The 13,024-nt window shown below is 54.0% G+C and carries 12 protein-coding genes and 2 tRNA genes; 5 read left to right on the top strand and 9 right to left on the bottom strand.

Features of this window, described 5'->3' with window-relative positions; genetic code table 11:
- Positions 1–103 precede the first annotated feature (103 nt).
- Positions 104–919: a mannosyl-3-phosphoglycerate phosphatase-related protein gene (locus tag MUU51_RS17285; protein ID WP_159775459.1), complete on the top strand. Its 816-nt coding sequence runs from the start codon at positions 104–106 to the stop codon at positions 917–919.
- Here the strand turns inward: MUU51_RS17285 and dgcQ are convergent.
- The 3 genes from dgcQ to MUU51_RS17270 form a co-directional block, all read right to left on the bottom strand.
- Complete coding sequence (gene dgcQ / locus MUU51_RS17280) at positions 898–2,580, bottom strand: cellulose biosynthesis regulator diguanylate cyclase DgcQ (RefSeq protein ID WP_258968256.1); 1,683 nt, start codon at positions 2,578–2,580, stop codon at positions 898–900. The two genes, MUU51_RS17285 and dgcQ, sit on opposite strands and share 22 nt — an antisense overlap.
- A 90-nt stretch (positions 2,581–2,670) precedes the next feature.
- Positions 2,671–2,850: a YodC family protein gene (locus MUU51_RS17275; RefSeq protein ID WP_125351967.1), complete on the bottom strand. Its 180-nt coding sequence runs from the start codon at positions 2,848–2,850 to the stop codon at positions 2,671–2,673.
- 77 nt (positions 2,851–2,927) lie between these two features.
- Entirely contained in the window at positions 2,928–3,836 is a 909-nt protein-coding gene (locus tag MUU51_RS17270) for a DUF808 family protein (RefSeq protein ID WP_159775461.1), read from the bottom strand.
- Between the two features lie 181 nt (positions 3,837–4,017).
- On the opposite strand from MUU51_RS17270, the gene yedA reads away from it, so the two are divergent.
- Positions 4,018–4,929 carry a drug/metabolite exporter YedA gene (yedA, locus tag MUU51_RS17265; protein WP_258968211.1) on the top strand — a complete coding sequence of 304 codons (912 nt, stop codon included), beginning with the start codon at positions 4,018–4,020 and terminating at the stop codon, positions 4,927–4,929.
- On the opposite strand, the gene MUU51_RS17260 is transcribed toward yedA, so the two are convergent.
- The 3 genes from MUU51_RS17260 to MUU51_RS17250 are packed head-to-tail and all read right to left on the bottom strand — an operon-like array spanning position 4,904 to position 7,556.
- Positions 4,904–5,398 carry a very short patch repair endonuclease gene (locus MUU51_RS17260; RefSeq protein ID WP_258968210.1) on the bottom strand — a complete coding sequence of 165 codons (495 nt, stop codon included), beginning with the start codon at positions 5,396–5,398 and terminating at the stop codon, positions 4,904–4,906. The two genes, yedA and MUU51_RS17260, sit on opposite strands and share 26 nt — an antisense overlap.
- On the bottom strand, positions 5,382–6,803 hold the full coding sequence (locus MUU51_RS17255) for a DNA cytosine methyltransferase (protein WP_159775466.1): 1,422 nt from the start codon (positions 6,801–6,803) through the stop codon (positions 5,382–5,384). Before MUU51_RS17255 ends, MUU51_RS17260 begins: the two co-directional genes overlap by 17 nt.
- Before the next feature lie 57 nt (positions 6,804–6,860).
- On the bottom strand, positions 6,861–7,556 hold the full coding sequence (locus MUU51_RS17250; protein ID WP_159775468.1) for a phosphohydrolase: 696 nt from the start codon (positions 7,554–7,556) through the stop codon (positions 6,861–6,863).
- Positions 7,557–8,038: 482 nt separating this feature from the next.
- On the opposite strand from MUU51_RS17250, the gene ompC reads away from it, so the two are divergent.
- Positions 8,039–9,202: a porin OmpC gene (ompC, locus tag MUU51_RS17245; RefSeq protein ID WP_258968209.1), complete on the top strand. Its 1,164-nt coding sequence runs from the start codon at positions 8,039–8,041 to the stop codon at positions 9,200–9,202.
- A gap of 537 nt (positions 9,203–9,739) precedes the next feature.
- Here ompC and MUU51_RS17240 read toward each other — a convergent pair.
- Positions 9,740–9,829: transfer RNA gene (locus MUU51_RS17240), tRNA-Ser, on the bottom strand.
- Positions 9,830–9,921: 92 nt separating this feature from the next.
- Here MUU51_RS17240 and mtfA point away from each other — a divergent pair.
- Together mtfA and MUU51_RS17230 are read left to right on the top strand one after the other, a co-directional pair.
- Positions 9,922–10,719: a DgsA anti-repressor MtfA gene (gene mtfA, locus MUU51_RS17235; protein WP_159775472.1), complete on the top strand. Its 798-nt coding sequence runs from the start codon at positions 9,922–9,924 to the stop codon at positions 10,717–10,719.
- Positions 10,720–10,819: 100 nt separating this feature from the next.
- Positions 10,820–10,895: transfer RNA gene (locus MUU51_RS17230), tRNA-Asn, on the top strand.
- 45 nt (positions 10,896–10,940) lie between these two features.
- On the opposite strand, the gene cbl is transcribed toward MUU51_RS17230, so the two are convergent.
- Positions 10,941–11,891, bottom strand: a complete 951-nt coding sequence (gene cbl / locus MUU51_RS17225; RefSeq protein ID WP_159775474.1) for an HTH-type transcriptional regulator Cbl — start codon at positions 11,889–11,891, stop codon at positions 10,941–10,943.
- Positions 11,892–11,993: 102 nt separating this feature from the next.
- Positions 11,994–12,911 (bottom strand): nitrogen assimilation transcriptional regulator NAC, encoded by a 918-nt coding sequence (gene nac, locus MUU51_RS17220; protein WP_159775476.1) that lies wholly within the window; start codon positions 12,909–12,911, stop codon positions 11,994–11,996.
- Between the last annotated feature and the right edge of the window lie 113 nt (positions 12,912–13,024).

Here is a 13,024-nt window from a genome sequence, read left to right as displayed (position 1 = left end):
ATAAGACATTATCCTCAATTATTTTGTAAGACAAGCAATATTCATAAACTTCATGAATATATTTAAGATTTTTCTTGCCTGAGTTTACGTTTAAGGAGAGGTAATGCCCGGACTGGATCAGCCCCTGATTGTGTTTACCGACGTTGAGGGCACCCTACTCGACAGCCACACCCAGTTATGGGAACCCGCCCGCGACTGGCTGCTACGCCTGAAGCAACACAATGTGCCGGTGGTGCTGTGCAGCAGTAAAACGGCGGTCGAGATGATGCTGCTGCAAAAAGAACTTGAGCTAGGCACACAGCCGCTGATTGCCGAGAACGGCGCGGTGATTCAGCTGGCCGGAGACTGGCAGGACGAGGAAGATTATCCACGCCTGATTACCGGTTCTCCCCACGAAGAAATCCAGCGTATACTGCAACAGTTACGAGAAAAGGACGGTTTTAAGTTCACCACGTTTTCGGACGTGAATGAGCAAACTATCAGCGAATGGACCGGCATGAATCTGCGGCACGCGGAGCTCTCTCGTCTGCATGAGGCGTCCGAAACCCTCATCTGGCGTGATACTGACGAGAAGATGCTGGCGTTCACCGCCACACTTTCGTCCCTGGGTCTGCAGTTTGTTCAGGGCGCGCGGTTCTGGCACGTGCTGGATGAGCGTGGTGGCAAAGCCCAGGCCATTACCTGGCTACTGAGCCGCTATCAGGAAAGGGAGGGGTTCCGGCGGGTTTCCATTGGGTTAGGCGACGGGCCGAATGATGCCCCGCTGCTTGACACCACCGACTATGCGGTAGTGGTCAAAGGCTTAAACCGCGAGGGCGTCAGACTGAAGGATAACGCCCCCGAGCGGGTGTATCACACCCGTGAAAGCGGCCCGGACGGCTGGCATGAAGGGCTGGATCACTGGCTATCATCATCCTGACAGCATACCCGGTTGCGCCCTGTTTGCTTCGCCAGATACAAACGACCGTCGGCAATGGATTGCAGATATTCGATATCAAACATCCCTTTCTCATCGCTGCTGCTGACGCCAAACGATGCGCTGATGCGTAGCGTCTTGCTTTTGCCTATCAGGATTTCACGACCGTAAATTCGCCCCCGGATACGTTCTGCCATCGCGCAGGCGTCTTCCCGCGACGCGCCTGGCAGGACGATACAGAACTCTTCTCCACCGACGCGTCCGGCTAAATCCTTTTCGCGAATTTGCGCGCTGATGGTGCTCGCCACAAGAGTCAGCACCCGATCGCCCGCCTGATGACCGAAGCGGTCATTGATGTTTTTGAAGTAATCGAGATCGAGTTGAATCACCGACACCGACTGGCCCTGCACCTCGCTCTGCTTCGCCGCCTTCCCCGCCAGGTCGAACAGCGAACTGCGGTTGTACAAACGGGTCAGGCCGTCATGCCACGCCTGCCATTGCAGCGATTCCTGTAAGGTACTCATATTGCGCACCATCCGGCGAATCACCACCCACGCGAGAATAAGCATCGAGGTAAACAGCACCCACAGCAGGCCCAGCGCAATTGAAATCGTGCCGAAATCGCCGCGCACGCCCTCATCAAGATTGTGAATACGCAGCAGGATGCCATCAAAATTGCGTATTTTTTCCCAGTTCACATAACGGGTGGTAAAGCGCAGGCCGCCGCGGTCGTCATGTTCAAACGCCTGCGCCAGCTGGGCTTTTTCCGGCTCGCTTAACGGCGATGGCGTGACACCCGGCGACAGAGAACTGGCAAGCAAATTCATTTTCCGGTCATACAGACGGTATTCGCCTTCCTCTTCACCCTGCGTCGCGGTGATCAGCAGCTGCTTCATTTGCGGCAGGGAAAACTCAATCGCCAGCACTCCGTGCCAGTAATGTTCATAATCGACGGGCAGCGAAACGGCCACGCGGCGTATCTCACCCTTTGGCGTGTCGTCCATCCAGCTCAGCCAGCGAAGCCCGCGCTCAGGATTATTGTGTTCAGTCTGAGCGGTAAACCACGGGCTGGTAACCAGGGCGTAATACTGCTCGACCGTATCATCATTGCTGCCGAGCGAATTGCTGGCGATAAAAAAGCCGGCACGCGAGACGTACAGCATTTGCTGCGTCGTGCGTTTGAGGGTGGTAGAAAGCCGCAACAGATAGCCCACTTCCAGGGCAGCGGTCAGTTCGTTACCGAGCAGCGCGTTATCGCGAGAGAGGAGGGTTGTTTCATCGACGAAGGCATCGGAAACGCCGTGCACCGGTAGCGTGCGGCGGTTGTCCAGAGAAATGGACCACTGATGCAGTGCGCGCTTGCGCTGAAACTCCGAGTCGGCACGGTTGATCCCTTCGAAAGTCAGCGGCGTGTGAAGGGCTGCCTGCATACCGTTGCGGTAAAACGTCAGTCGGTCGATGTTGATTTGCAGCTGGTTATTGAATTCATGCGCCACGTTTTCCAGCGTGTTGCGCTGGCTGGAAATGTAGGCGTCTTCAAGAACGCGCACTTCACGCCAGGTCAATAGCGTCGAAAACAACAGCACGATAAAAAAACAAACATTCACCACCCGACCCGGGTTGCTGTAACGGCTGAGTCTATTCAGCCAGCGCGGATTTTCCACTCGAGTTACGTGGTGCACTCAAACTCCCTGACATTCCCTGATACTGAGCCACGACCAACGAAAACGCCCGGCATGAGCCGGGCGGGGTCGTTATGCCTCGTCTTGAATCCGCCCGTCGCCCGGCATGAGTTCGTCTTCGCGGAACGCTTCCCGCTTAACGCCAAACCCATCATACCAACGGCATTCAATCATTCCGCTGGCATAGCCGGTGACAACCATACGCGGCCCACCAATTTTCGGCTTAACTTCATCACTGACCAAAAAGACCATGACTGCCTCCGGTATCAGAGTGAAACTGTTTCACGATAGCTGAAAATGACGGGCTTTGCGTAGTCGCTGAAAAATATTTACGCAGCTGAACGCAGCCGCGACACCAGGTTGACGCCCGTCAGAACAACCGCGCCAACCACAAAACCGAAGACTAAATTAAACAACGTCGGCGCGAGTAGCGCAACGATGCCACCCTGCCCCGCGGCAAAATGTTCAATGAGATGATGTAAAGGCGCGATGCCATGAACCACGATCCCGCCGCCGACTAAAAACATCGCCAGCGTCCCGACCACCGTCAGCACTTTCATCAGTAACGGCGCGATAAACAGCAACGCTTTGCCCACCGCCTGTGCGATGGTGCTGGTCTTCTCCACCAGCCAATAGCCCATGTCGTCAAGTTTAACAATCACGCCCACCAGGCCATACACGCCAACGGTGACAAGGATTGCAATGCCGGAGAGGACAAGTACCTGGTTGATCAGCGGTGCATCGGCCACGATACCGAGCGTAATCGCCACGATTTCGGCGGACAGAATGAAATCCGTGCGCACTGCGCCTTTCACTTTATCCCGCTCAAACTCCATCGGGTCCTGTTTGGCGATCGTTTCCAGGCGCTGCTTGCGCTCCTCTGGCCCTTCTTTGTGCTTGCGCGCGTGCAGAGAATGCAGCACTTTTTCTACACCTTCAAAGCACAGGAACGCCCCGCCAATCATCAGCAGCGGCGTGATGGCCCATGGTAAAAAGGCGCTAATTAACAACGCCAGCGGCACGAGGATCACTTTATTCAGGAATGACCCTTTCGCCACGCTCCACACCACAGGCAGCTCGCGATTGGCGCGCACACCAGACACCTGCTGCGCGTTGAGCGACAAATCATCCCCCAGCACTCCGGCGGTTTTTTTCGCCGCCAGTTTGCCCATCAGCGAAATATCGTCCAGCAGCGTGGCAATATCATCGAGTAAGGTTAAAAGACTGCTTCCGGCCACATGATGCTCCTTCCGTTCTTCATGGTTCTATTTGCCCTACAGTATGAAGCAAAAGACGCAGCGCGCCCACGCATACAAACTGTCAACAAAAATACAACATAATCCACTGATTAAAGCGCTCGCCAGACGGGTAGTTTTCCCGTTAACTATATGCGCCCTTCTTATTTTGCCTTGAGGATATATGCAAGTCAGACAACTATTACCGCTCATTGGCGCGCTTTTTGCACTTTATATCATCTGGGGATCGACCTATTTTGCCATCAGCATTGGCGTAGAAAGCTGGCCGCCGATGATGATGGCCGGGGTGCGTTTTCTGTCTGCTGGTGTACTGCTGATGGCGTATTTACTGTTGACCGGGCATAAACTGCCCGCTCGTCGTCCACTGCTCAACGCAGCCCTGATTGGCGTGCTGCTGCTGGCCATCGGCAATGGATTTGTCACCATTGCCGAACATCAGCACGTGGCTTCCGGCATTGCGGCGGTAATGGTCGCCACGGTGCCGCTTTTTGCGCTGTGCTTCAGCTATTTGTTCGGGATTAAAACCCGCAAACTGGAATGGCTCGGCATCGCTATTGGCTTGGCGGGTATCGTGCTGCTGAACAGCGGCGGCAACCTGAGCGGCAATCCGTGGGGCGCAGTCCTCATCCTGATTGGCTCGCTGAGCTGGGCGTTTGGTTCGGTATATGGCTCACGCATTGAACTGCCGAGCGGCATGATGGCCGGTGCGGTAGAAATGCTGGCGGCAGGAATTGTGCTGATGTGCGGGTCGGTTATCACTGGCGAACGTTTGACGCAAATGCCGACGCTGCCAGGCTTTCTGGCGGTGACTTATCTGGCAGTTTTCGGCTCGCTGATTGCCATAAACGCCTATATGTATCTTATTCGCAACGTTTCCCCGGCGGTCGCCACCAGCTACGCCTACGTCAATCCGGTCGTGGCGGTGCTGCTCGGTACCAGCTTTGGCGGCGAATCGCTGTCGTCTATTGAATGGCTTGCGTTGGGCGTGATCATCTTCGCGGTGGTGCTGGTGACGCTCGGCAAAACCCTGTTCCCGGTGCGTGCGCCCGCTACGCCTTGTGAGCAGGAGAAGTAACCGCCAGCGGCGCAATGCCCTGAGTGTCGATCTGCGCGCTGCTTTCCCCGCCGCAGATCCACTCTTCCAGCCTGTCCGTTAACGCCGCATCACTGAGTTTCAGTTTTCCTCGCAGCGCACATTCCCAGACCACCAGCACTCGCCAGCCCTGCTCCTGGAGCAACGCTATATCGCGGGCGTCTCGCGCCACATTTTTGCCAATTTTTTGCAGCCAGAACTCGGGGCGTGTTTCGGGAACTTTAAACAGATAGCAGTCGTGATGATGCCAGAAACAGCCGTGCGTAAAGAGAATGCAGCAGTATTCGGAGAGGACAAAATCGGGGCGTCCTGGCAAGCTCGCATCCTGAACGGTGTAATTAAAACCGGCGTCGTTCAGCAATGCGGCCAGGCGTTTTTCAATGGCGGTATTCTGCGTGCCGATGGCACGCATATTTTTGCTTCTTGTGGCGGGGTTATGAACGTCCGCCATCGGCTTTCTCTGCCTGACGCAGTTCTACCGCCTGCAAAATGCGGGATTTGAGCAATTTCGCTACCGCCGCAAATGCGGGAACCACCACCGAGTTGCCAAACTGGCGATAAGCCTGGGTATCGGACACCGGAATGCGGAACTGATAACCCTGCGGCGATTCAAAGCCCATTAGTCGCGCACATTCGCGCGGCGTCAAACGACGTGGACGTCGCTGTTGGTTTTGCGGATCGTCAAAATTCTGCTCGCCGAGCGCCTTGTCCCACCCTCTGTCGATCAGGATCTCCGCGCCGTCTTTGTAATAACGTGCGGAAAGCGTGCGCGCCACGCTGCCAGGTCTGGTCGGATCCACCAGCCCGTAGCCAAAACCGTTGCCGCGCGCCTGATGTTTTTTGGCATAGCGATACAGGTATTTCCACAGCACCGGGGTGAGGATAAATTTGGCGTCAACCGTAGGCTCAAGCAATTCACCGAAAGTGGGGCGACGTTCCGGGTACAGCGCGGGTAAATCACGAAGCGTGAAGCCCTGATGCAGCTGCTGATCCCGACGAAAACCCACCAGCACGATGCGTTCGCGGTGCTGCGGCAGGAAATGCTGACCGTCGATGATTTTCGGATCGTCAGCGCCCATTTCCGCAGAATCAGACACGTCATAGCCCAGCGCATCCAGCGTTTGCATGATGATGCGGAAGGTTTTGCCCCCGTCGTGGCTTTTCAGGTTCTTAACATTTTCCAGCACAAAAATGGCCGGACGACAGGCATCAATGATCCGCGCCACGTCAAAAAACAGCGTGCCTTGCGTATCGCAGGCAAAACCGTGCGCCCGACCCATGGCGTTTTTCTTCGACACGCCCGCCAGTGAAAACGGCTGGCAGGGAAAGCCCGCCAACAACACGTCGTGCTGCGGGATAACGCGACGAATATGCGCCGCGGCTTCGCTGTCGCTGACATCTGTTTTGTGGCTGAGCGTCACGTCGCGGATGTCTTCATTAAACTGATGTTCAGCCGGATCGCAGTACCAGTTGGCTTTATAGGTGCGAACGGCGTGTTTGTTCCATTCGCTGGTAAACACGCACTGGCCGCCAATGGCTTCAAAGCCGTTGCGGATCCCGCCGATGCCGGCAAACAAATCGATAAATCGAAATGACGTAGGTTGCGAGGAAGGCTGCGGCAGCAGCGCCGCCAACCGGGAAAATTCATTCTCGCCCAGACGGCGATTGATTTTCCCGTTGTCGGTCGCGCGCTTCAAAATAGCCGGGCTCCAGTGCTGTTCTCCCACGGCGTTGAGCGTTGCCACGAGGGTTTTTAAATCGTATATCGTCAGCAGCTGAGTCAGTAGCGCCTGTGCGTCTGGCCCGGAATATTCCGCGTCTTGAGAAGAGAGAGTGCGAGTAAGTGTGTGCTGCATTTCAGTAACCGGGACAGACCATTTACGCTGAGAGTAACACAATTTCCCTGGCTGAACTCAGGCGTGCGGCGCAAAACGCGTCAGAATATCCTCATCATATTCCAGATAGTCGCCCTGTAACTCTGCACTGATTTTGGCCATAAACTGCACCAGATAGCGGGCATTGTGCACGGCCAGGGCTTTACCCTGCTCGGTTTGCATGGTGGCCGGGAGTCGAAGGAGTTTGTTCTGAAAATGATCGAGGGCGTATCGCTGATCATTAAGCGGCCGGGAATCAGCAAACGGATCGTCGGCGTTGAACAGGGAAACATTTAAGCGGCCCGCCACGGTAAACACGCGTGCCAGACCTATGGCTCCCAGCGATTCCAGCCTGTCGGCATCCTGCACAATTTTGGCTTCGCGCGTGGTGGGCATGATATTGGCGCTGTGACTGTGCGCTTCAATCGCATGCGCCACGTCAGGATAGAGAGATTCGGGGAAATCGGGGAAGTCGTCGCGCAGGATGGTCAACGTTTTTTGCGCCGCCATGACCGACGAACGGCTGCGTTGCGGATGATTTTTCGGCAGGCTGACGATGTCATGAAAATAACAGGCCGTCAGGATGACGCGTTCATCGACCTTTTCACCCTCAGCCAGGCGTTGAGAGGTGGCCCAGACGCGGCGGAAATGGGAAATATCATGGGCAGCGTCGTCATTATCGTGATGCTGGATCAGCCAGTTTTCAAAGCGTTGTTGCCAGGATTGCACTGTCATTGTTCCCTCATTCTTCTGCAATGGAGGCGTGAGGATAGCAGTTCTGCAAATAGTCTGCTTTCACACTTTATTTTTCTGCCCCTCCATGAAAATATCCGCCTGCCTTTTGTTGTTTCTACACTGCACTCACTTTTATTATCGTTAATAAGACCTGACAAAATAATATTGTCAGGTTTTTTTTTGCCTTTACGATAACTAAAATGATTAACTGAAATATATCCATTGATTTAATGAATAATACTTCAAACAATCATCATCGCAGTAATGCAAAAGCAGAAAAGCCAATAAATAAGCCGCATGAATGACAAACAACCTTTCATTACAGTGACATATGAAAAACCAAAGAGAAACTGTCGAAATTGATTTTAATAATTTACTTACACGTTTTATTTAAATTAAACTGAACTCAGTGGCGATTATCATTTTGACGTCTGGATGGCGCTGCTTTCATTCATAAAATAAACCATTCAAAGGAATGTATAATGAAAAGAAATGTATTGGCAATTCTCGTGCCGGCCTTACTGTTGGCTGGCGCAGCAAATGCGGCTGAGATTTATAATAAAGACAGCAATAAGCTCGACCTGTATGGCAAAGTTGATGCCCGTCACCAGTTCTCTGACAATTCGGGTAGCGACGGCGATGAAACCTACGTCCGTATCGGGTTCAAAGGTGAAACCCAGATCACCCAAGATCTGATTGGCTACGGTCAGTGGGAATACAACATCCAGGCCAACGACACGGAGGGCAGCAGCAACCAGTCTGCAACTCGTCTGGGCTTTGCTGGTATGAAATTCGGTGACTTCGGTTCATTTGACTACGGCCGTAACTATGGCGTGGTGTATGACGTTGAAGCCTGGACCGATATGCTGCCCGTGTTCGGTGGCGATTCCTATACCTACACCGACAACTATATGGTTGGCCGCGGCAACGGTATGGCGACCTATCGTAACTCCGACTTCTTCGGTCTGGTCGATGGTCTGAACTTCGCTATCCAGTACCAGGGAGCGAACGAAGGTTCTGATGGTCTGTTTGACCAGGAAGGCACGTCTAACCGCAGTGACAACGATGCGCGCGTGGACAACGGTGACGGCTTCGGTCTGTCTACCACTTATGATTTCGGCATGGGCATTAGCGTAGGTGGTGCTTACGCGTCTTCTGACCGCACCAACGAACAACAAGGTTTAGGCGCGGGCAACAATCGCTATAGCAAATATGCGGGTGGTGAAGAGGCTCAGGCATGGACACTTGGCGCAAAATACGATGCTAACGACGTCTACCTGGCGATGATGTATTCCGAAACCGAAAACATGACCCCTTACGGTGATGCCGGCATCGCGAATAAAACCCAGAACTTTGAAGCCGTGGCACAGTACCAGTTCGACTTCGGCCTGCGCCCGTCCCTGGCATGGGTTTACTCCAAGGGCAAAGATCTCGGCGGCAATGTTAACGGCAATGGCAACATCGATTACGTAGACCAGGATCTGGTTAACTACATCGACATCGGCGCGAACTACTACTTCAACAAAAACTTCTCCACCTATGTTGATTACAAAATCAACCTGCTGGATGGCGATGACGATTTCTACAACGATAACGGGATTTCTACCGATGACGTTGTTGGCATTGGCATGATTTACCAGTTCTAACTGACGCCTTCCCTATCAGGCCCGCCGCGAGCGGGCTTTTTTGTGCCTGCATTTAAGCAGACGGCATCAAAATCAGCCGCCCTTTCACCTGTCGATACCTACTCCGATTTTAAATTACCGTTCTGGGGTCTTGAGTCGCCAGGGAAGACCTACCGCTGGCTGCAATTGACGCCTATAAGTCATCCAATTTCTTTTACGATGACGGCTAATCAATTAGCGAGGCAGGGCTCGCATGCGTTCAATTGCGTTAACCAGCAGCATTCCTTCGACCTGTTACGGCAGGTCCGAACGCTTGCCGACGGACGGACGCTTAACTTTACGCACAACTAAGGCAACCCGCGGATAAAGGCAGAGGGGTCATCAGACATTTCTGCCTTTTGGCTTTGGGTTACGGGCACTGCAGAGAGATGAGTCCGTGGAGACTATACTGGATCAGGAAACAGGTCGAAGGAAGTAAGGAGTATCTCAACAAAATTTCATAGATTGCATCAATGAGATTTTGGTCACTGAAACGAAACGGTGTAAGTGTTTGAATAGTGGCGGAGAGAGGGGGATTTGAACCCCCGGTAGAGTTGCCCCTACTCTAGTTTTCGAGACTAGTCCGTTCAGCCGCTCCGGCATCTCTCCGCTGAGTGGTTGCCATGATGCCAGGTTCTTTGGCATTTTAACAGACCCTGTCCCTTCAATTGATATCAAGTGACGAGTTTGCGAGCAAAGCGATGATTAAATGGCCCTGGAAAGCACATGACGCTCCCCTTAGCGAGGATATTCCTTGGGAGCAGGCACTTGCCATTCCTGTCCTGGCGAGTCTTTCACCGGAAGAACAGCTCAGACTCTCTCAGCTGGCGGACCGTTTCCTGCAGCATAAACGCCTTGTTCCTTTGCAGGGACTTGAACTGGCCCCGTTGCAAACGGCGCGTATCGCGATGCTGTTTTGTCTGCCCGTACTTTCTCTCGGAATCGAGTGGCTCGACGGTTTCCATGAAGTACTGATTTACCCTGCCCCGTTTGTGGTCGACGACGAGTGGGAAGATGATATTGGCCTGATCCATAGCCAGCGCATGGTGCAGTCGGGGCAAAGCTGGCAACAGGGCCCGATTGTGCTGAACTGGCTGGATATTCAGGATTCATTCGATGCGTCCGGTTTTAACCTTATTGTCCATGAAGTGGCGCATAAGCTGGATGTGCGTAACGGCGATCGCGCCAGCGGCGTGCCACCGATCCCCCTTCGCGAGGTCGCAGGCTGGGAACATGACCTCCATGCGGCGATGAACAACATTCAGGATGAAATTGATTTAGTGGGCGAAAGTGCTGCCAGCATCGATGCATATGCCGCGACGGACCCTGCTGAATGTTTCGCCGTGCTCTCAGAATACTTCTTCAGCGCACCAGAACTGTTTGCCCCACGCTTTCCCGCGCTGTGGCAGCGTTTCTGTCATTTTTATCATCAGGATCCGCTCCAGCGAATTCGTAAAAATGGCAGTGATGAAAGCAGTAATCTGCGCGTAGTACACTAAAACGGCACATTGCCTTTATTTCATGCAATTGAATCAGTCAGTTAAATTTAGTGTTGACACAAAAAAGGTCGCCCTTTAATATGCGCCTCGTTCACACGATTCCTCTGTAGTTCAGTCGGTAGAACGGCGGACTGTTAATCCGTATGTCACTGGTTCGAGTCCAGTCAGAGGAGCCATATTTAAGAAGCCTGCTCAGGAAACTGAGCGGGCTTTTTGCTTATTTAAATCTGATAATCAATCGCCACTTCTTCCGGTTCCATCACCTGCCGTTTGATCTCCTCGACCGACAAGCCCGCATTGCACAGCTCAAGGAAGCGCCAGACATAGTTGCGCTGAAGCTGGCCGCGTTTCAGGCCCAGCCAGACCGTGTTGGCGTCAAACAGATGGTGCGTATCCAGCCGGGTCAAGCGACCTGTTTCCTGATTATCGCCAGACTGTTCAGCCACCAGTCCAATCCCCAGCCCGAGCTCGACGTAGGTTTTGATCACGTCGGAATCCTGCGCGCTCAGTACGATATCCGGCACCAGCCCTTTGCGATTAAACGCTTCGTCGATGCGTGATCGCCCGGTGATGCCCTGCCGGTAGGTGATCAGCGGCCAGCGGGCGATAGCTTCCAGCGTCAGCGGGACAGTTTGAGTCAGGGGATGCCCCTCCGGCACCAGCAGGTTGTGATGCCAGCGGAACCACGGGAATGCCGCCAGCGTTGAATCATTACTCAGACGTTCGCTGGCGATGCCGATATCCGCCCCGCCGTTATGCAGCAGCGCGTCGATTTCCTGCGGCGTGCCCTGAATCAGTTCCAGCCTGACGTCTTTGAATAACTCACGGAACGCCTTGATAACCGGCGGCAGACTGTAACGCGCCTGGGTATGCGTGGTGGCAATGGTCAACACACCAGAAGCGTCGTTGGTAAACAGGTCGGCGAGACGACGTACGTTGCTCGCCTCGTTAAGGATACGCTCAGCAATGACCAGCAGCGCTTTGCCAGGCTCGGTCATCCCGAGCAGACGCTTGCCGCGACGGATGAAAATCTCGATCCCAAGCTCTTCTTCCAGCTCGCGAATGTGCCGGCTCACGCCGGATTGTGAAGTGTAAAGCATGTTGGCGACTTCGGTCAGGTTGTAATCCTGCCGCGCCGCCTCGCGAATAATTTTGAGTTGCTGGAAATTCACCCTTTCCTCCAGAGGCCTGCAGATATAACGCTATTGTTAGAGTCTGTGCCTCTGGGGAACAAATAATAAAAACCCGCAACTTATGCTTTTAAAGCATAACGCTTAGCTGACCATCTGCAGTTCGCGATTCTCAAGTGAAGGACGGCTGACCAGCGACATCAAAATTTCTTTCACCGCATGAGCCTGCGGTGACAGCGACCCACGAGCCGACATGTTCAGCGACAGCGGTAAGCTCATCGACGGCGTGGTAATGCGCGCCATCCAGCCGTTAGCCGCACCGCACAGCGAACGCGCGGCAGATTCCGGCAGCACCGTCACGCCCATTCCGCTGGCAATCGCGGCGGTCAGGGTCGAGAGCGATTCAATTTCACCGATAATTTTCGCTGTCAGACGACGCAGCGAAAAGGCTTCATCGACCCGCGCCCGCACCGCGCTGTAATCGCGCGGCAGGAAAAGATTCATTTCAGCAATCGCCGCCAGGTCCACGCTCTGCCCTGGACAATCACGGGTGCCAACCAGCCACAAATCTTCTTTCAGCAATTGCTGGCTGGTGATCCCGGCCACCGGTGAACGCTCATACAGCACCGCCATATCGAGCTGCCCGCCGAGCAGTTTATCGTTCAGCACGGTGCCGCTGTTTTCATGTAGATACACCGTGACTTCAGGCAATTCGTTACGCACCGCCTGAAGCAGCGGCATGGTAATGGATGATGCGGCGGTACCCGGGGCGAGCCCAATCGACACCTGGCCACTCAGGGTCTGGCCGATATTACACACCGCCATCTGCGCTTGTTCGCACTGACGCAAAATAGTCCGCGCATGGGTGTAGAGAATTTTACCGGCTTCCGTCGGCGTAACTCCCCGTTTGGTGCGGATAAGGAGCTGCTGATCCATCTCGCCTTCCAGCGTAGCCACCTGCTGGCTTAACGCGGGCTGAGCGATGTGCAACACCTCAGCAGCCTGAGTCAGGCTACCGATATCGACGATTTTTACGAAGTATTTCAGTCGTCTTAAGTTCATTTTGCCTCCAGTTCGGGATGCCAGTGCCTACGCCGGCGATTCAGTAGTCGGAGGAGTTGCAATATGCTTGCCAGTTTTTGACCAACCGGACAAGAAGGCCCACACAGGCCGCA

Origin of the sequence: Scandinavium manionii (assembly GCF_024764775.1) — a bacterium.
Lineage (GTDB): Bacteria > Pseudomonadota > Gammaproteobacteria > Enterobacterales > Enterobacteriaceae > Scandinavium > Scandinavium manionii.
This window is presented reverse-complemented; position numbering and strand designations above follow the sequence as displayed.

Excerpts from the sequence above, each read along its gene's own strand:
- nac (WP_159775476.1), bottom strand. The coding sequence starts at position 12,911 with ATGAACTTAAGACGACTGAAATACTTCGTAAAAATCGTCGATATCGGT.
- MUU51_RS17285 (WP_159775459.1), top strand. The coding sequence starts at position 104 with ATGCCCGGACTGGATCAGCCCCTGATTGTGTTTACCGACGTTGAGGGC.
- MUU51_RS17260 (WP_258968210.1), bottom strand. The coding sequence starts at position 5,398 with ATGGCGGACGTTCATAACCCCGCCACAAGAAGCAAAAATATGCGTGCC.
- ompC (WP_258968209.1), top strand. The coding sequence starts at position 8,039 with ATGAAAAGAAATGTATTGGCAATTCTCGTGCCGGCCTTACTGTTGGCT.
- mtfA (WP_159775472.1), top strand. The coding sequence starts at position 9,922 with ATGATTAAATGGCCCTGGAAAGCACATGACGCTCCCCTTAGCGAGGAT.
- MUU51_RS17275 (WP_125351967.1), bottom strand. The coding sequence starts at position 2,850 with ATGGTCTTTTTGGTCAGTGATGAAGTTAAGCCGAAAATTGGTGGGCCG.
- MUU51_RS17255 (WP_159775466.1), bottom strand. The coding sequence starts at position 6,803 with ATGCAGCACACACTTACTCGCACTCTCTCTTCTCAAGACGCGGAATAT.
- MUU51_RS17250 (WP_159775468.1), bottom strand. The coding sequence starts at position 7,556 with ATGACAGTGCAATCCTGGCAACAACGCTTTGAAAACTGGCTGATCCAG.
- yedA (WP_258968211.1), top strand. The coding sequence starts at position 4,018 with ATGCAAGTCAGACAACTATTACCGCTCATTGGCGCGCTTTTTGCACTT.